Raw genomic sequence first — 16,811 nt, forward strand, 5'->3', positions numbered from 1 at the left:
CCCGTCCGTGAAGCATACGGCGCTTGCTGACGCGTATTTATTCATCAAAGGGCTTGGCTTACTAAGGCGTCAGCGGATGCGCATTAGTGACGCAGGCGGGCACCTGTCCGGTGCAGTCGGCGTGGAAAGGGACTGGGCGATAGCCCGTTTGTCACTTTCAGCCGGCAAACCGTTGACAGGTCGCCGAGGAACGGAGCGCTAGCCTTTTGGTTCGTTTTGGGCAATGCCAAAATGAACATTCAAACGCAACGAAGTGTAGTCGATAATAATCCAACTTTTTTATCCTACAATAATCACTTCAACTACTGATTGCTATAAGTAGTATAAAAATAAGCTTAATTGCCGAAACAAATAAGCTGCTTGTGATGTTTCCTAAAAGGTATGAAGTTGTATATTTCGGTAAAAAGAAGTCTTATTTATTAAAAAAAACAAAAATAGTTCTAATACATGCTTTTATTTTGTTTCTTTGCAGCGAATTTGGGTGCGTTGTGCCCGCATGTAAGGACTGTTTCGAAATGAGGGCTATTTATACAGCATCATTTAATAATAACTGAGTTGTTACATGCAAAATAACAAATAGGTCTGTGACCTTTAATTGTCTCTGTACAGATGTCTGATAAACGGCAACCTAGAACAATATCTTTATTTACTTCAGGAGTAATATCTACTATAAGTATCACTCTTGTGCTTTTTTTATTGGGGCTGACGATATTAGTAGCCTTCACCGGAAAAGGCCTGGCAGCATATTTTAAAGAAAATATGGGTATGTCCATCGAATTGACCGGAAATATGGATGCAACTGCTATTCAGAAAACAAAGGAGAAAATAGAAGCTAATCCTTATGTTAAATCAACGACTTACATAAGTAAAGAGGAGGTAAAGAAGCAACTGGTAGATGATTTGGGCGGAGATCCCGAAGAAGTGTTAGGCTATGATCCCTCCCGGAGTTATTTCGATGTGTTCATCAAATCGGAGTATGTAAATACAGACAGTATAAAAAAAGTTGAAGCCAGCTTTAAGGATTTCAAATTGACCAAAGGTCTGTCTTTTAAAGAGGAAGATATTGCATTGGCTAATCAAAATCTCTCGAAAGTAGGCTCTATCCTTCTCATACTGGCTGTTATACTTATTCTTATATCTTTTACATTAATAAGGAATACAATACAATTAAATATATATTCGAAACGTTTCTTAATTAATACAATGCAACTCGTTGGAGCAACGAATGGTTTTATCAGGCGTCCGTTTATAATGAGCACGGTTGTTTCGGGTATAATAGCTGCTATCGTGGCTAATGTGGCCATAACCGGGGTTATATATTACTTTACGAATGAGTATCCCGAACTGATATCGATTGTAACCATGACAGAATTGTTAATTGTATATGGGCTTGTATTGATTTTGGGGATATTAATTACCGTTCTTGCTACCATATCTGCAGTGAACAGGTACTTAAGAATGACAACAAATAAACTTTATCACGTCTAAAAATATGGATAAGAAAGATTTTGCATTTGGCAAACAGAATTACATCATTTGTGCAGTATCTGTCGTTCTCATCATTGTAGGATTTATATTGATGACAGGGCCTGCATCGAGTGTTGAAGGAGGTTTTGAACCGGATATTTTCAGTACAAGGAGAATTGTTGTAGCGCCGATGATTTGTTTTGCAGGCTTTCTGCTCATGATTGTGGGTATTCTATATCCTCGTAAGAAAGAATTAACAGACGAGAAGAAAGAGCGCAACTAATCACAAAACTATAATTTATAATGAGCATTATTGAAGCAATTATTATTGCTATTGTGGAGGGCCTGACCGAATTTCTTCCTGTGTCTTCTACCGGACATATGATTATTGCCCAGAGTCTTCTGGGTGTTGAGAGTAACGAATTTGTAAAAGCTTTTACCGTAATTATCCAGTTTGGAGCCATCTTGTCGGTAATTGTATTATATTGGAAGCGTTTTTTTCGTTTCAGGGAAGTTCCCGTATCTGAGAATACTGGCTTATTGAAATATGTTTTATATAAATATGAGTTCTACTGGAAACTGTTGATGGGATTCATCCCGGCTGCCATCTTAGGATTCATTTTCAATGATATGATAGACGAACTGCTGGAAAGTGTATTGGTTGTATCCATTATGCTTGTTTTGGGAGGTATCCTTATGCTGTTTGTGGATAAGTGGTTTAACCGTCCTGAAGAAGGCCGGCAGGAAATTACATATAAGAATGCCTTTGTAATAGGTTGTTATCAGTGTATAGCCATGATACCGGGTGTATCTCGTTCTATGGCTACTATTGTAGGGGGTATGAGCCGCGGGCTCAGTCGTAAGAATGCGGCCGAATTCTCATTCTTTCTGGCTGTTCCTACTATGGCTGCCGCAACAGGTTATAAATTGCTGAAGCTGATAATGTCCGATACCGGATTCGAATTATTAAAAGATAATATAGGAGTACTGGTTATCGGTAATGTGGTAGCATTCATAGTCGCATTACTGGCTATCAAGTTCTTTATCGGTTTTGTAACTAAATATGGTTTTAAACTGTTTGGCTGGTATCGTATTATTATTGGTGGCATCCTGTTGGCTCTATTGCTTTCAGGACATGAATTAACTATCATTTAATGGATTTTATTTCAGGAGAGGTCTTATACATAAACAAACCGCTTAATTGGACATCGTTTGATCTGGTACGGAAATTGCGGAATAAGCTTTGTCGGAGACTGGGCGTTAAGAAATTGAAAGTAGGTCATGCCGGAACGCTTGACCCGCTTGCTACAGGAGTAATGATTATCTGCACCGGGAAAAAAACCAAGCTGATAGAAACATTCCAGTATCAGACCAAAGAATATATTGCAACCATAAGATTAGGGGAAACAACTCCGTCTTTCGACTTAGAGACAGAAGTAGACGCAATATATCCAACGGAGCATATAACCAAAGAGTTGGTTAATCAGATATTGACACAGTTTATCGGAGAGATTCAGCAGGTACCCCCTACATATTCTGCCTGTAAGGTGGAGGGAAAAAGGGCTTATGAATTTGCACGCGAGGGGCAGGAGGTTGAATTAAAGCCTAAACTGCTGGCAATAGATGAAATTGAACTTCTTGATTATACTATGCCTGAGATAAAGATCAGGGTAGTATGCAGCAAGGGTACATATATAAGGGCATTGGCAAGGGATATCGGTTTAGCATTAAACACCGGAGGGCATCTGACGGCATTGGAACGTACCCGGATAGGGGATATTACTCTCGACCTGTGTGTTGCAGGGGAACAGATAGAAGAAGTGGTGGACGCCCTTTTAGATTAGGATATCAGGATATATCCTTGTATGTTTGCAGATTATAATAGAAACTAAATTAATTTATATATAGAATATGAAACTTTCTCAATTCAAGTTTGATTTGCCTGAGGAATTGATAGCCTCTCATCCTGCAAAAAACAGGGATGAATCCCGTTTATTGGTTGTCAATCGCAAGACTGGAGAAGTTGAGCATAAGGTTTTTAAAGATATTATCGAATATTTCGATGATAAGGATGTATTTATCTTTAACGACACAAAGGTTTTTCCTGCCCGTTTATACGGGAATAAAGAAAAGACCGGAGCTACTATCGAAGTGTTTTTACTTAGGGAACTGAATGAAGAATTTCACCTGTGGGATGTATTGGTAGATCCTGCTCGTAAAATCCGTATCGGGAATAAACTATACTTTGGCGACGATGACTCAATGGTGGCCGAAGTTATTGATAATACAACTTCGCGAGGGCGTACACTCCGTTTCTTATATGACGGGCCTAGCGAAGAGTTTCGTAAGGCTCTTTATGCATTAGGTGAAACTCCTATACCTAAATATCTGAACAGAGGCGAAGAAGCTGAAGATAAAGACCGTTACCAGACTATCTTTGCCAAGAATGAAGGAGCTGTGGTTGCTCCTGCTGCCGGACTGCATTTTAGCCGTGAACTGCTGAAGCGTATGGAAATCAAAGGTATTGATTTCGCTTATATAACATTACATTCAGGTTTGGGTAATTATCGGGATATCGATGTGGAAGACCTGACCAAGCATAAGATGGATTCGGAACAATTGCAGATTACCGAAGAAGCTATTATTCATGTAAACAGAGCAAAAGATGCGGGGCACCGTGTTTGTGCAGTGGGTACATCTGTAATGCGGGCAATAGAGACGATTGTTAGCACAGACGGGCATTTGAAAACCAATGAGGGCTGGACAAATAAATTCATATTCCCTCCATATGATTTTGGTATTGCCGACTCAATGGTAACCAACTTTCATCTGCCTCAATCGACGCTATTGATGATGACCGCCGCTTTCGGAGGATATGACCGTATTATGGATATATACGATATGGCAGTGAAAGAGAAGTACCGCTTCGGTACATATGGTGATGCAATGCTTATAATCTAAATGTTACTGGATAAAGAGATTCAGCATGATGTATTCTTGGGCCTGGGCTCCAATATGGGAGACAGGGGAGAGAACCTTAATCATGCGATAAACAGAATAGAAGAGCGGATTGGTGAAGTTATTACCACTTCCGCTTTTTACGTTACCGAACCGGTAGGCTTCGAATCGGAGAACCGCTTCCTGAATGCCGTATGCGAAGTAAAGACCAGATTGCGGCCAATGGAGTTACTGCAACGGACTCAGGAAATCGAAAAAGAAATGGGACGTACAACCAAGTCCGAGAACAGGGTTTATGCCGATAGGATAATAGATATCGACCTGTTATTGTTCGACGATAAAGTGTATGCTAATGAAAAACTTATCCTGCCGCATCCACATTTACACGAGAGAGCCTTCGTCTTATTGCCTTTAGCAGAGATCGCAGGTGATTACATCCATCCTGTTTTACATAAGACAATCAATCAGCTCAAGACCGAATTGGGTTAATGTTCTTCTTCGGAATGCACGAAGTATGCGGGGAACGACTGTACACTCTCGTTGTGATACCTGTCGGAGGCTGTAACAAAGTAGTGGAACCCGAATTCACCAACCGTTACCGGAAATGAATAGCTGTTGGTATGTAATCCCGTAACCAGTATGTTGAGGGAATTGTTTATATCTATTTCTTCTGTTGAAGAGGCGTATATATTGTAGGTATAAGTTTCGTTATTATCGGGTGCATCCCATTTTATATTAAGATAACCTTCATCTTTATACACCTGCGTAATAACCGGAGAGTTAGGGGATATATTATCCAGCCAGGTCAAAGGTGGTAATTTAGCGGGAGTAGGGTAGTAGGTCTGAATAGAATCTCTGATACCTTTCAGGTTGCTTAAAATATTTTCGGTACGGAAGTACGCTTGTCCTTTTATATTATTGTCCCGTGTATATTTCATCTGGTTCAGGATATCCTCTAACGACCAGTTTTGCTCATCCATCTGATAAACGCCTAGTCCCGGCACAACAATCCGCCCGTTACTGTTTGCCACCCAATCGTCGAGAAATGGATAGAAACGGTGTTCTTTATAATACATCATAGGGAATACAAGGTCATGTTTTCCGCTTTTCATCCAGTGACCCGCATCCTGAAAAACTGTTTCATAAGCTGTCCAGCCATCGTTTGGTGCTACGTGCTGTAATACCCGGTACCGTCCCAGAGGAGAGCTGCTTATCTGCACCCAGGGCTTAACTGCTTTCACATTGTCGTAAATATCTGTAACCAATTGGTTTATGTTGTCTCTGCGCCAGTCGTGCAAGCCTTTCCCATTACCATATTTTTTGAAGGTATCATCGTCGGGAAACTTCTGAGTATTGCTGGGATAGCGTATATAATCGAAATGTATGCCGTCGACATCATAGTTCTTCACTATTTCGTCTACAATAGATGAGACTAACTGTTTTGACTCAGGTCTTCCGGGGTCCAGATACCATGTTCCGTTGACTTCTTTGTAATAATCGGGTTTATCTTTGACTACTGTCCCTCTCCGTCTTTTACCTTTTCCTGTATATTTCATCTTTGCTTTATCCATTGTATAGGTCACAAGCCAGGCATGACATTCCATGCCTCTTTTGTGGCATTCCTCAATGGCGAAGGCCAATGGATCGAAACCTTCCGACTGATTAAAATAGGTACTCAAAGGTTCTATTTTAGACCTGTAGAACACATAGCCTTGTGCCCGCGCTTGAAATAACACGACATTGAAATGTTCTTCTTGCAACTGGTCAAGTATATCTCTTAATTGTTTTTTCTGTGCTTCTACGCTGGTTCCTTGTTTAGGCCAGTCCAGTCCCCAGTTGGTAGTAAGCCATACGGCCCTTACTTCAGTGGAGGGTACTTGTGTAAAGATCGATAATGGAAATAAGAAGAATATGGAGAGTAATCTGAATAATTTCATGCTTTATAATCCGCTAAAATTTACATCGCTGAATAAAAGAGATGGTAACCGCCATGGCGAACTTTCACGCGGGTCATTCCCTACTTCTGCAAGATTTTTCCATAGAACAAGTATATTGCCTGTAATGTTCATCTCGTTTACCGGAGTAGTTGCTATTCCGCCTTCGATAAGGAAGCCCTCTATACCAAACGAAAAGTCGCCTGTTGTAGGGTTACTGTTGCCGCCGTTGAAGCCTGTTATCCAGACACCTTTTTGTACAGATCGTAATATTTCATCAGAATTTCGACTGCCCGGGGTAGTTTGTATAATGGATGGTGAAGCTATTGTAGGCTCTATATCCATTTTTAGCGAGTTGTATGTATCTATGAAGTATGTTTGTAATATGCCTTTGTCTATAATGACACGTTCTTTGGTAGCAACACCTTCACCATCAAACCATCTGGCACCGAACGCACGGGCAAGATGGGGGGTATCTGTGATAGTCAGCTTGTCGGATGTGATCTGCTGTCCCAGTTTGTCTAACAGGAACGAATTCTTTTGTTGCAATGCTGTTCCGTACATTGCACCCATTATTGGGGAAAACAAACGTGATGCAGTGGTGTTGTCGAGCAGCATATCGTATCTGCCCGATTTAATTTTTTGCTGGCCTATTTTCCGCAAAGCCCGTTCGAGAGCTATCTTCCCTATTCCGGTCTTTTTCAGATCATCCCAGTAAACAGAACTGTCGAACCAATACGATTCGGCCCGTGCATCGCCGTCTGTTTTCAGGGCTACTTCTATTGTCAGGTTGAAGGCCGAGTCTATGCTTTCCGCTTCAAATCCGTTACTGGCAATCATGTATTCGGCGCCTACCCCATCATCGTAAGATGAAGTGATGGAAATAATGCGCTTATCCGATCCGTATATTTCTTCAACCGCTTGCCGGGTGATATCCAGTTTCTTATCGGTACTGATATTATCAAAGGAGTTATCATATAAGTCCAGCCCCCTGCTATCACCTTTATAATACCTGTCAGAATTTGGAAGTTGACGGAAAGTATCCTTAGCCAGATATTTGGTAGATATGATTCCTTCTTTGATGAATGTTTCCAGCCCTGCCTTTTCTATGCGGTTGGTAGAAAATGTACCATATTTGCCATTAACAAATAGCTCTATATACAATTTGTTCTCGGAACTTTGATGCAACTTGTCCAGTTGTGTATTGCGGTATTCAAACGAATTATTATTTGCCGTGATAATCGAAACCCGGGCAGCCTGGCATCCGTTTTGCAAAGCAAGTTGCATAGCCCATTGCGCAGTATCTTTATGTTGTTCAGTAATCATATTGTAATGTTTTCGCATGCAAAAATACACAGAATAAGAGAAAGCAATTAATAATTAAGAATGAAAAATTAATAATTGGCTTGTCAGTTATCAGTTAACAATTAGAACTTCTTTATACTTTTTACTCAATACTTACTATTTTGAAAAGGTAACAAAGGTAACAATAAAATCAGTTAGCAGTTAACAGTCATCAGTCAACAACTTGCATCTCGTATCCCGTTTACTTGTAACTATTTTCAAAAAAGTAACAAAGGTAACACTTTTTTCAGTGAATAGTTAACAACTGGTATCCCGTGTCTTGTCTACTTGTAACTACTCCAAAAAAAGTAACAAAGGTTACAGCTTTTACGCATTTTAATTATTGAATCCTTAAACATTAAATTTTTAAATCCTAAATCCAATACTTCAAAGAACTCCAAAGCCATAAGCTTTACCTATAGATAAAATACTCATGTTATAATAACTCATAACTTGTAAGTTTTTCTACCTTTGTAGCATTCTTATTCTAAAAATGAAAGAATGGAAACATTTCCTTCGAGTCCTTACATTCAGTTTTCCCGTAATCAATGGGCTGCTCTTCGCGACTCGGAACCTATGACGCTCACATACGAAGAGTTATTGACCCTGCAAGGTATCGACTACGAGCTTTCTATTGATGAAGTAGAAGATATTTACCTTCCCCTTTCCCGTTTATTAAGTTATTACTTCAATGCACGCACCAGTCGCCAGTCGGTATTGACAAAGTTCCTCAATCAAAAATCGATGAAAGTACCTTTCATCGTTGGTATTGCAGGTAGTGTGTCGGTGGGTAAAAGCACCACAGCACGTGTATTACAGGCGTTACTTAGCCGCTGGAAAGAAAATACCCGTGTATCTCTGATAACCACTGATGGATTTCTATATCCGAATGCGATATTGGAAGAAAAGGGTATCATGCTCAAAAAAGGGTTTCCCCAATCATATGATATCAAGACATTATTGAAGTTCGTTACGGATCTGAAGGCAGGGAAAAGAAATATAAGGGTACCCAAATATTCGCATCTCATTTATGATATTATCCCGAACGAGTATCAGGTTATAGACCAGCCGGACATACTTATATTGGAAGGCCTGAATGTATTGCAGAGCGGGATGGACTATCCGAATGAGAAACCCCGCATATTTGTTTCCGATTTTGTCGATTTTTCCATATATGTAGATGCCGATGAGCAGAAACTGGAAGAGTGGTATATCTCTCGTTTTATGAAGTTCAGGAAAGGGGCATTTACGAATCCTGATTCGTATTTTCACAGCTTTGCCAAACTGGCTGACAAGAACGCGGTCAACACAGCAAAAACCATCTGGAGGGAAATAAACCGCAAAAATCTGCGTAAAAACATCCTCCCTACCAGAGAACGTGCCAGTTTGATACTACATAAGGGAGAAGGGCATGCCGTGGATTATGTGAGGCTAAGAAAATAGATTATCATTATAGGGTTAATACATAAAAAAGGAGACACCGGTATCGGTGCCTCCTTCTCATTTTATCCCGGGTAAAAATTAGTCGATAAAATCTACTGTTTCTTCTCCAATCATCTGACGAAGTGTATTTTTTAACTTCACGTATTGGATAAACAAGTCATGCTCCGCAACCTTATTAGGCTCGTGCATAGGGCTCTTGAAGTAGAATGACAACCAGTCCTGTATCCCGCTCATCCCTGCACGTTTAGCCAGGTCTGTAAACAGAACAAGGTCTAAGCAAAGAGGTGCTGCAAGGATAGAGTCTTTACAAAGGAAGTCAACTTTCATCTGCATTTTGTAACCTAACCATCCGAACAAGTCGATGTTATCCCATCCTTCTTTATCGTCGTTACGAGGCGGATAATAGTTGATACGAACCTTGTGGTAAACATTACCGTAAAGTTCAGGATAAAGTTCAGGTTGAAGAATATTATCAATAACCGAAAGTTTTGATTCTTCTTTTGTTTTGAATGAACCCGGATCGTCAAGAACTTCGCCGTCACGGTTACCAAGGATGTTTGTCGAGAACCATCCGTTAAGGCCAAGCATACGGGTCTTGAACATTGGAGACAATACAGTCTTCAACATTGTCTGACCTGTCTTGAAGTCCTTTCCGCATATCGGCGTCTGAGTCTTCTCTGCCAGTTCCCACATTGCAGGTATGTCTACAGTCAGGTTAGGAGCACCATTGATGTATGGTATTCCCATAGATACTGCTGCATATGCATAAACGTTTGAAGGAGCAATGTCTTTGTGGTTTTCTTTCAACCCTTTTTCTAAAGCGGCAAGAGTTTTGTGTACTTCACCCAGCGGAGTAAACACTTCAGTACTACCACACCAGATAACTACGATGCGATCGCAATTATTTTCTTTCTTGAAGTTTTCGATGTCTTGTTTTACTTGTTCCATCAATTCCCATTTTGTAGGGGCTGATTTTACCCAAGTGCCATGCAAGCGTTTCACAAAATCCTGATCGAATACAGCTCTCATCGGTTTGATAGCCTGCATTTCATCTTTAACCTTATCCAAGTCATCTTTTGTTAAAACATCTGCATGTTTTGCAGCCTCATAAGCGTCTTCTTCAAAAATGTCCCATCCACCGAATACGACATCGTTAAGATTTGCCAAAGGCACTGCATCTTTAATTTTAGGGAAGCGGTTTTCTTCTCTTTTCCCTAAGCGCATTGTGGCCAATTGAGTGATCGACCCTACAGGAACACCTTGCCCTTTACGTGTTAACAACGTTCCTGCCATGAAAGTTGTAGCAACAGCTCCAACTCCTACTGTAAGAATACCAAGTTTACCCTTGGCTTCTCCTACTTGTACTTTTCCCATTTTTAATTAAAATTTTAAGTTATACTGCAACCCGCAGCTTACATTAAATTCTGCTGTCTCATTAGACAACATATAATAGAATAGCATCAAGTGTACCCTCACTATCATTTTATTATCCCAACCCGATATTTTCCATCACAAGACATTTGTCCGGCAACTTCCATTATTGGTAGCAACAATACAGCTGGCACTATAATATCATCAAAAAACAAGGATTTCTTTTCAATCTAGCTGAAAAGCTGATTTCAACTCTATGAAATCGTCTATAATCAGGTCGGCTGTTGCACCTTCAGCATCTTCTTCCCATCCTGTACCTTTGAGCCAAATAGTATGGCAGCCAAGGCTGCGGGCGGGAACAATGTCTTTTGTATAAGAATCTCCGATAATCACTACCGAAGAAGCCGGAATACCCAGACTTTCAACTCCTAATCCAAATATAGCAGGATCGGGCTTTCTTACACCAACAACAGCAGATTCAATTATATCATCAAAATAATTCAGTAATCCAAAATCACTAAGTACTGATTGTACGTTTCCATAAAAATTAGAAACCAATACCATAGGATAACGACCCTTTAAAACTTCGAGTAAAGGCTTCTCCTTTTCTATTAAGCCCTTGACAAAGGTATAACATTGTGTCGAAATAGCAAGGCTATAGTCCTTTGTTTTATCATTTTCGTGTAAAAAACCTTTATTAATTAAGTAATTTACATGTAAATCTATCTTTTTTCTAAGTAAAACAAAAAAGTTATCTCCCGCTTCGATAACAGGATGTGTCGCCAGATAACGCTCTGCATATACATAAGCTTCGCGAAATTGTTCTTTCGAAACAGGTACTTTATTATCCGCATACGCATCCCAAAGCACTTCGGCCCAATGTTTACCATTGCTGTCGATAGTACCTCCGTAGTCGAAGATAATTCCTTTTATTTTACTTGTATCCAACATTCTTTTTCAAATCTTAAAAGGTAACAAAGGTAACACTTTTTTCAGTTAACAGTCAACAGTTATCAGTTAACAACTTGTAACTGCCTGCAAGGCGAAGTAACTTATAACTATTTCAAAAAGGTAACAAAGGTAACATAATTAAAGTCTTTTCAGAGTGTTACTTTTTAGTGAATCCCGTTGCTTTTACTTGTTCGATAATATAGATAAAGATAGATGGAAAATAAAGCAGATAATCTGATATTTATTTTGTAGCTCGAGTCCGGATTACTCCACGAAATAAATCCTCAGGCAGAAATGTTGGGGATTTTTATTTTATCTTTGGAAAAAAATATCATGGAAATACAAGATTGGTTTGTTGCAATTAGTGCTTTTGCTACTTTACTTATGGCGTTTGCCACGTTTTGGAGTTTAAGACAAAACAAAGAACAAGTTTCTGAGTTAAAAAGGCAATGGGAAGAACAAAATACCCCTAAAATAGTACCATTAATCCTAAGACAAAACAGATATATTATTTTGCGATTTAAAAACATATCTAATGTTACAGCTCATGATGTTATTCCCAAGATAAAAATTAAGACTCCACCCAATGAGCTTGAATGGCATTTTAATGTAGAAGAAAAAATAAATAATGAAATAAGATTATTAATAGAACCAAATGGATATAAAGATGTCATCATAAGTCAATATTGGGCGGAAACAAAATATCAAGGTAATATAGATGTTGAAATCCTTTATATGAATAGAGTACCTGAAAAGTTCAATATATCACTTACAGAACTAAATATAGTCCAAGCATATCAGGATATTGATGCTATATCTACAGAATTACGAGGAATTGCAGATGAGATACAACGTAAAAAAATTATATGATGTACCTATAAATTCTCCATAAAGCTAACAATTTTCTCAAAATCCTCACAAAAAGGATTCGATACTTTGGTGCTGTGCTCCATGAAATTTTAAAATCCTCAGACAATAATGTTTGAGGATTTCTATTTGATGGGTATTAAAGAATATTGTTTAGTATTTGAATTATAAATTATCTGATATGATGTCCCATCCATCAAATTAAGATAAGAGTAATTATTTCCTTTCCTTGATACTGAGAATTCTATTACATTTATAATCACTTTACCTTCTTCCCATTGTGCAGGTCGTACAGCTAATAAATTGATAGACTTCTTATTTTTTGTTTTTTCCTTGATATCTGACAATGATAGAACTTGAATCTTATTTTTATCAACAAAATCAGGAAATCCTTTAGTTGTAATAAAATCCTCCTCAATATAATATATACTTGCCATTCTCCATAAATCAGGACGTTTGCCATGTTGCTCCTCAATATATTCAAAATGCGATTTCAGAGTTTGATAGTATATGTTTTGTTTGTCAAATTCTTGGGCAAAGGAATGAATAGACATGAAGATAAATATACAAAAAAATAAAAGTCTCATAATTAGAGATTTAAAGTTTTGTAAATTTAGCAATTTTTTCAAAACCTTTATGAAAAGAGCTTGATATTTTGACATTGCATTTAACCAAAAGAAAAGCACCTGATTTCTCAGATGCCTTTATATCTTAATGTCGAAGAGTATGCCGGAATACGTTCAATTATCTTTTCTTCTTCATAGCATAAGTCTGTGCTTTCAGAAATTCGCCAAACTCTTTTATATCTGTGAATTTGGCTTGCTCCTCAACCGAAATCGGTTTACCAAAACGTACATAAATAGTCTTACCTCTTTTGTTAGTCGTTTCATGTAATAGACGTACAGTCCTTATTTTCCAGCTTATAAATCCTAATGTGCGATATATCCACGAATTGCTTCCATCTATATACATAGGAATGACCGGGACCTTTGCTTTCTTTATCAATTTAAGAACAGTTGGTTGCCATTCACGATCTTCGGTCTTAGTCAGATGATTGGTTGATACACCTCCTGCCGGAAACAGCCCCAACGGATGTCCGTCATGCAAATGTTCCAGGCATTGCTTTACACCTCCCAGACTCGATTTCAGATCTTTCATCTTATTTCCTTTAGCATAAGGATTGACTCCGATAAAATGCTCGTCCATCGTGTCTATCTGGCTCAGCATCCAATTTACCATCATCTTGTAGTCGCGGCGTTTACCTGCTACTGTACTAATAGCTATTATTCCATCTATATGACCTATTGGATGGTTCGAAACTGTGATGAACGGTCCTTCTTTAAACTGGTCGAGAACTTCATAATTCTCATATTTGCGGATGATCCCCATTTTGTCGAGCATATCATTCACAAATTCAAGACCTGTATACTGTTTGGAGGCATCGTAAATAGCATTTACCTTATTTAGTCCTCCCACACTAAATACAATATTTGTAAGGATGTTTCCAAAGCGTCCTCTGAATATAGGATGCAGGCTTTGTATCATATCCCTGCTTATTAATTTCTCTTTCATACGCCTTTTTTCAGTTATCAGCCGGCTGTGAACCTCCCGTAACTTACTTTATATAATTAAGATATTTGCTGTAAAATGATTTAAACCCGTTCAGCTTCATCAATACAAATTCGAACAAGGCAATCCCCACAACTGCGCAAAGGATACCTAGCAATACATCTATGATATAATGATGAGATGTATATACTGCTGTAAACCATATACCTACTAAGAATATTGTGACAACGGACAGAATGCCCCAGTTACATTTCTTCTTTACTGCATAAAAGAGCACCACTACCAGATATGCCGAATGCAGGGACGGAACTGCCGCAAATACATTAGCATTACGTCCATAGATAGAATTAAATAAAGGGAAACCTATCAGTTCATCGAAACGAACCAGGCCGGCCATGTTGCCGGGTGTATTCAATATCGGCTCAAATCCGTAATTCATCGCATACCAAGGTGGTGCCGCGGGATGAACATAGTAACAGGCAAAGCCAAGCAAATTGACAAAAAGGAAGACCATCGCAAAGCGGAGAAACATATCCCTGTCTTTTTTGAAATACAAATACAGACCGAATGCGACAGGTACAGGCACCCAGCCGAGATAAAAAATTCCCGCTAAAAAATCGGCTATTGCACTCGTATGCAGAGTAAAATATTCGCAAGGGATAAGGACTGCCCCATCCACAGTGATACCAAATAGGGCTTTTTCCAGATTATATAATCCTTCCACATCTATCGGGTTCACGAGATAATTGGGATATACGCGCATCCAGTCGTAAGAAATACCGAATATAAGAAAAGGTAATAATCCTACAGCTAATTTCCTGGTCTTGGTATTAACAAAAAACAACAAGAGAAAAAGGGCGATCAATAGAAAATGTTCGGGACGAAATCCTATGAATATACTTGTCAAAATAGAAAATAGGATGGTTATCCCAACAACAATAATGCTCTCTCTCAGAGTAGGTAAAGAAATCTGTGACTTCATCTAGTTATTCTCCTGCTTTTTCTTTTCGGTCTTGTTCCTGTAACACTCTTTTGCAATGTCTCAGGCGGTTAATAGCTGTAATATTGGAAAATATGGCAACAAAAGCAATCGGGATGACCATAATTAATATCGGTTCAAACAAAGGAATACTTTCTTTGTGAGGCACTGCAACACGATAATCAGGGAAGAAATATCCGAACAGTCCGCAAAGTATACATCCTACGGCGATAGTCACCACACGTTCGGGGCGTTGCATAAATCCTCCTTTGCATTCTATTCCCAATCCTTCGGCACGGGCTCGTACATAACTGACCATCATGGAGCCGATAAGAGCGATAAAAGCAAATAATGAACTAAAGAAGTATCCTTGCAGAATCAGATAATAACAGATACCGAACAAGACAATCAACTCACTGTAGCGGTCGAGTACCGAATCGAACAGTGCTCCGTAGCGGGAACTCATTTTTCCAATACGGGCAACCTGTCCGTCCATCATATCAAACAGTCCGGCAAATAAAATAACGAATCCACCCCAACCAACAAATGACAGGTCACCTGCATGGCCATAGGTGTGCCCGAAAAAGATTTTCCCCCGCATTGCCCCGCAAATAAAAATAATGCAGGCTACGATATTCAGAATCAGCCCCGTGGCTGTAATAAAATTGGGTGTAATACCGATCTTTACCATCCCTCTGACGAGAGGATCAATAATTTTATAAATTATCTGTTGAGCAATATCTCTAGCTTTCATTCTTATCCTTCCCCTTTTTTTAGATTTATATATATCACATACAGTGACACCTTTCTATATATCATCTGTATGTTTCTTTTCGCTTTCTATAATTTCTTCTTTCTTGTCGTTTTGTGTATTTTTTTTAACAAAATACTTTTTGAAATCCCTGTTCTTGTATACAAAAAGACGCTGCATATTGTAGTTCCATCCAAAACCAACAATAAGAGATACAATTATCTTCGGTATCAGGAACACATTATTGGCTATAATCTCCGGCAGGCTCTCCATCGGAAGCCATCTGGTTACCAGTTCTGTAACCAGTACAGTCCCTTCCCTGTTCAGGAACAGGTTGACCAGCCAAACCATCACGTATTTAATAGCAACGTGTTTTATCTTGCTGTCCTGAGCCTTGAATGTCCATTTATAGTTTATAATACAATTGACTACTCCTCCCGAAATATTACCGAAAAGGGTAGCATTGCCATAAAAGACACCAAAAATATTAGTGAGTAATATGGTTACCGTAAAGTCAGTCAAACTAGATATCTGTGAGGAGAACTGCGCCCGCACAAACATGAAAATCCCTCCTTTTTCAGAGACGGTTTTCGTGACCTTCTTTACCCAATCAGCCATTTTCCTCCAAATAATATTATAAAGCCGTACACTCCTGCAAGCACATCATCCATCATTACACCCCACCCGCCTTTCAGACTTTCCATCTTGCGGATACCCAATGGTTTCCATATATCAAATAACCTGAACAAGGCAAATGCAATCAGGGCATGATATATATTTCCGGCATCAGCAGCCAGAAGGGTAATCCATACACCTACCATTTCGTCGATAACAATCCGTGAAGGATCTTTGCCCCATGAGGGTTCAAGTACATTTGACGACCAAACGCCAAGCACTGTAAATATGATAATTAATGCAATGGTTATCAGTAATAAGGGGAGGGGAGAAACAAGAAAAGAAATGATAATCCATATAAGAGTAGCTAATGCTGCGCCCGCTGTACCGGGTGCAAACGGGGAGAAACCCGTACCGAAGCCTGATGCGATAATTATATGAAAGAGATTCTTTTGTTTCATTTTTTCAATAAAGGCACAAAGTTATCAAAAAATGCATTGATATCAAAGTGGTTAAAAATATATAATTTGGCTACATTTAATTTCTTGAAAATGGTTGTCCA

Annotated in this window: 18 protein-coding genes; 8 read left to right on the forward strand and 10 right to left on the reverse strand. The window is 39.0% G+C overall.

Features of this window, described 5'->3' with window-relative positions; translation table 11 throughout:
- Positions 1 to 684 precede the first annotated feature (684 nt).
- From B3317_RS05430 to folK, 6 genes are all read left to right on the forward strand, one after another.
- Entirely contained in the window at positions 685 to 1,488 is an 804-nt protein-coding gene (locus B3317_RS05430) for a cell division protein FtsX (protein ID WP_291109397.1), read from the forward strand.
- 4 nt (positions 1,489 to 1,492) lie between these two features.
- Positions 1,493 to 1,750: a DUF3098 domain-containing protein gene (locus B3317_RS05435; protein ID WP_291109399.1), complete on the forward strand. Its 258-nt coding sequence runs from the start codon at positions 1,493 to 1,495 to the stop codon at positions 1,748 to 1,750.
- Between the two features lie 20 nt (positions 1,751 to 1,770).
- Positions 1,771 to 2,622, forward strand: coding sequence for an undecaprenyl-diphosphate phosphatase (locus B3317_RS05440; protein ID WP_291109402.1), 852 nt, complete (start codon positions 1,771 to 1,773; stop codon positions 2,620 to 2,622).
- Complete coding sequence (gene truB, locus B3317_RS05445; RefSeq protein ID WP_291109404.1) at positions 2,622 to 3,311, forward strand: tRNA pseudouridine(55) synthase TruB; 690 nt, start codon at positions 2,622 to 2,624, stop codon at positions 3,309 to 3,311. Before B3317_RS05440 ends, truB begins: the two co-directional genes overlap by 1 nt.
- Before the next feature lie 67 nt (positions 3,312 to 3,378).
- Positions 3,379 to 4,428: a tRNA preQ1(34) S-adenosylmethionine ribosyltransferase-isomerase QueA gene (queA, locus tag B3317_RS05450; RefSeq protein ID WP_291109406.1), complete on the forward strand. Its 1,050-nt coding sequence runs from the start codon at positions 3,379 to 3,381 to the stop codon at positions 4,426 to 4,428.
- A complete protein-coding gene (gene folK / locus B3317_RS05455) occupies positions 4,429 to 4,914 on the forward strand; it encodes a 2-amino-4-hydroxy-6-hydroxymethyldihydropteridine diphosphokinase (RefSeq protein ID WP_291109408.1) in 486 nt (161 codons plus the stop codon).
- Here folK and B3317_RS05460 read toward each other — a convergent pair.
- Positions 4,911 to 6,362: a glycoside hydrolase family 10 protein gene (locus B3317_RS05460; protein ID WP_291109410.1), complete on the reverse strand. Its 1,452-nt coding sequence runs from the start codon at positions 6,360 to 6,362 to the stop codon at positions 4,911 to 4,913. The two genes, folK and B3317_RS05460, sit on opposite strands and share 4 nt — an antisense overlap.
- A 3-nt stretch (positions 6,363 to 6,365) precedes the next feature.
- Entirely contained in the window at positions 6,366 to 7,685 is a 1,320-nt protein-coding gene (locus B3317_RS05465; RefSeq protein WP_291109411.1) for a TldD/PmbA family protein, read from the reverse strand.
- Positions 7,686 to 8,204: 519 nt separating this feature from the next.
- Here B3317_RS05465 and coaA point away from each other — a divergent pair.
- Entirely contained in the window at positions 8,205 to 9,146 is a 942-nt protein-coding gene (gene coaA, locus B3317_RS05470) for a type I pantothenate kinase (RefSeq protein ID WP_291109413.1), read from the forward strand.
- Between the two features lie 78 nt (positions 9,147 to 9,224).
- On the opposite strand, the gene B3317_RS05475 is transcribed toward coaA, so the two are convergent.
- Positions 9,225 to 10,520, reverse strand: a complete 1,296-nt coding sequence (locus tag B3317_RS05475) for an inositol-3-phosphate synthase (protein WP_291109414.1) — start codon at positions 10,518 to 10,520, stop codon at positions 9,225 to 9,227.
- Positions 10,521 to 10,742: 222 nt separating this feature from the next.
- Positions 10,743 to 11,468, reverse strand: a complete 726-nt coding sequence (locus tag B3317_RS05480; RefSeq protein ID WP_291109416.1) for an HAD family hydrolase — start codon at positions 11,466 to 11,468, stop codon at positions 10,743 to 10,745.
- A gap of 333 nt (positions 11,469 to 11,801) precedes the next feature.
- Here B3317_RS05480 and B3317_RS05485 point away from each other — a divergent pair, with 333 nt between their 5' ends.
- On the forward strand, positions 11,802 to 12,338 hold the full coding sequence (locus B3317_RS05485) for a hypothetical protein (protein WP_291109417.1): 537 nt from the start codon (positions 11,802 to 11,804) through the stop codon (positions 12,336 to 12,338).
- A gap of 122 nt (positions 12,339 to 12,460) precedes the next feature.
- On the opposite strand, the gene B3317_RS05490 is transcribed toward B3317_RS05485, so the two are convergent.
- The 6 genes from B3317_RS05490 to B3317_RS05515 all read right to left on the reverse strand — a co-directional run bounded on the left by B3317_RS05490 (position 12,461) and on the right by B3317_RS05515 (position 16,710).
- Entirely contained in the window at positions 12,461 to 12,922 is a 462-nt protein-coding gene (locus tag B3317_RS05490; RefSeq protein ID WP_291109419.1) for a hypothetical protein, read from the reverse strand.
- Between the two features lie 157 nt (positions 12,923 to 13,079).
- A complete protein-coding gene (locus B3317_RS05495; RefSeq protein WP_291109421.1) occupies positions 13,080 to 13,907 on the reverse strand; it encodes a lysophospholipid acyltransferase family protein in 828 nt (275 codons plus the stop codon).
- A gap of 43 nt (positions 13,908 to 13,950) precedes the next feature.
- Positions 13,951 to 14,886, reverse strand: a complete 936-nt coding sequence (locus tag B3317_RS05500; RefSeq protein WP_291109423.1) for a phosphatase PAP2 family protein — start codon at positions 14,884 to 14,886, stop codon at positions 13,951 to 13,953.
- A gap of 4 nt (positions 14,887 to 14,890) precedes the next feature.
- Positions 14,891 to 15,637: a CDP-alcohol phosphatidyltransferase family protein gene (locus B3317_RS05505; RefSeq protein WP_291109425.1), complete on the reverse strand. Its 747-nt coding sequence runs from the start codon at positions 15,635 to 15,637 to the stop codon at positions 14,891 to 14,893.
- Positions 15,638 to 15,691: 54 nt separating this feature from the next.
- Positions 15,692 to 16,252: a GtrA family protein gene (locus tag B3317_RS05510; RefSeq protein ID WP_291109427.1), complete on the reverse strand. Its 561-nt coding sequence runs from the start codon at positions 16,250 to 16,252 to the stop codon at positions 15,692 to 15,694.
- Positions 16,237 to 16,710 carry a phosphatidylglycerophosphatase A family protein gene (locus tag B3317_RS05515; protein WP_291109429.1) on the reverse strand — a complete coding sequence of 158 codons (474 nt, stop codon included), beginning with the start codon at positions 16,708 to 16,710 and terminating at the stop codon, positions 16,237 to 16,239. The genes B3317_RS05510 and B3317_RS05515 overlap by 16 nt, the downstream gene beginning before the upstream one ends.
- Positions 16,711 to 16,811: the final 101 nt, after the last annotated feature.

Origin of the sequence: Dysgonomonas sp. UBA7710 (assembly GCF_002482385.1) — a bacterium.
Taxonomy (GTDB): Bacteria; Bacteroidota; Bacteroidia; order Bacteroidales; family Dysgonomonadaceae; genus Dysgonomonas.

Coding starts and splice junctions, on each gene's coding strand:
- B3317_RS05490 (WP_291109419.1), bottom strand. CDS start 12,922: ATGAGACTTTTATTTTTTTGTATATTTATCTTCATGTCTATTCATTCC.
- truB (WP_291109404.1), top strand. CDS start 2,622: ATGGATTTTATTTCAGGAGAGGTCTTATACATAAACAAACCGCTTAAT.
- B3317_RS05510 (WP_291109427.1), bottom strand. CDS start 16,252: ATGGCTGATTGGGTAAAGAAGGTCACGAAAACCGTCTCTGAAAAAGGA.
- B3317_RS05485 (WP_291109417.1), top strand. CDS start 11,802: ATGGAAATACAAGATTGGTTTGTTGCAATTAGTGCTTTTGCTACTTTA.
- B3317_RS05435 (WP_291109399.1), top strand. CDS start 1,493: ATGGATAAGAAAGATTTTGCATTTGGCAAACAGAATTACATCATTTGT.
- B3317_RS05440 (WP_291109402.1), top strand. CDS start 1,771: ATGAGCATTATTGAAGCAATTATTATTGCTATTGTGGAGGGCCTGACC.
- B3317_RS05480 (WP_291109416.1), bottom strand. CDS start 11,468: ATGTTGGATACAAGTAAAATAAAAGGAATTATCTTCGACTACGGAGGT.
- B3317_RS05460 (WP_291109410.1), bottom strand. CDS start 6,362: ATGAAATTATTCAGATTACTCTCCATATTCTTCTTATTTCCATTATCG.
- B3317_RS05500 (WP_291109423.1), bottom strand. CDS start 14,886: ATGAAGTCACAGATTTCTTTACCTACTCTGAGAGAGAGCATTATTGTT.
- B3317_RS05465 (WP_291109411.1), bottom strand. CDS start 7,685: ATGATTACTGAACAACATAAAGATACTGCGCAATGGGCTATGCAACTT.
- coaA (WP_291109413.1), top strand. CDS start 8,205: ATGGAAACATTTCCTTCGAGTCCTTACATTCAGTTTTCCCGTAATCAA.
- B3317_RS05515 (WP_291109429.1), bottom strand. CDS start 16,710: ATGAAACAAAAGAATCTCTTTCATATAATTATCGCATCAGGCTTCGGT.
- B3317_RS05505 (WP_291109425.1), bottom strand. CDS start 15,637: ATGAAAGCTAGAGATATTGCTCAACAGATAATTTATAAAATTATTGAT.
- folK (WP_291109408.1), top strand. CDS start 4,429: ATGTTACTGGATAAAGAGATTCAGCATGATGTATTCTTGGGCCTGGGC.
- B3317_RS05475 (WP_291109414.1), bottom strand. CDS start 10,520: ATGGGAAAAGTACAAGTAGGAGAAGCCAAGGGTAAACTTGGTATTCTT.
- queA (WP_291109406.1), top strand. CDS start 3,379: ATGAAACTTTCTCAATTCAAGTTTGATTTGCCTGAGGAATTGATAGCC.
- B3317_RS05495 (WP_291109421.1), bottom strand. CDS start 13,907: ATGAAAGAGAAATTAATAAGCAGGGATATGATACAAAGCCTGCATCCT.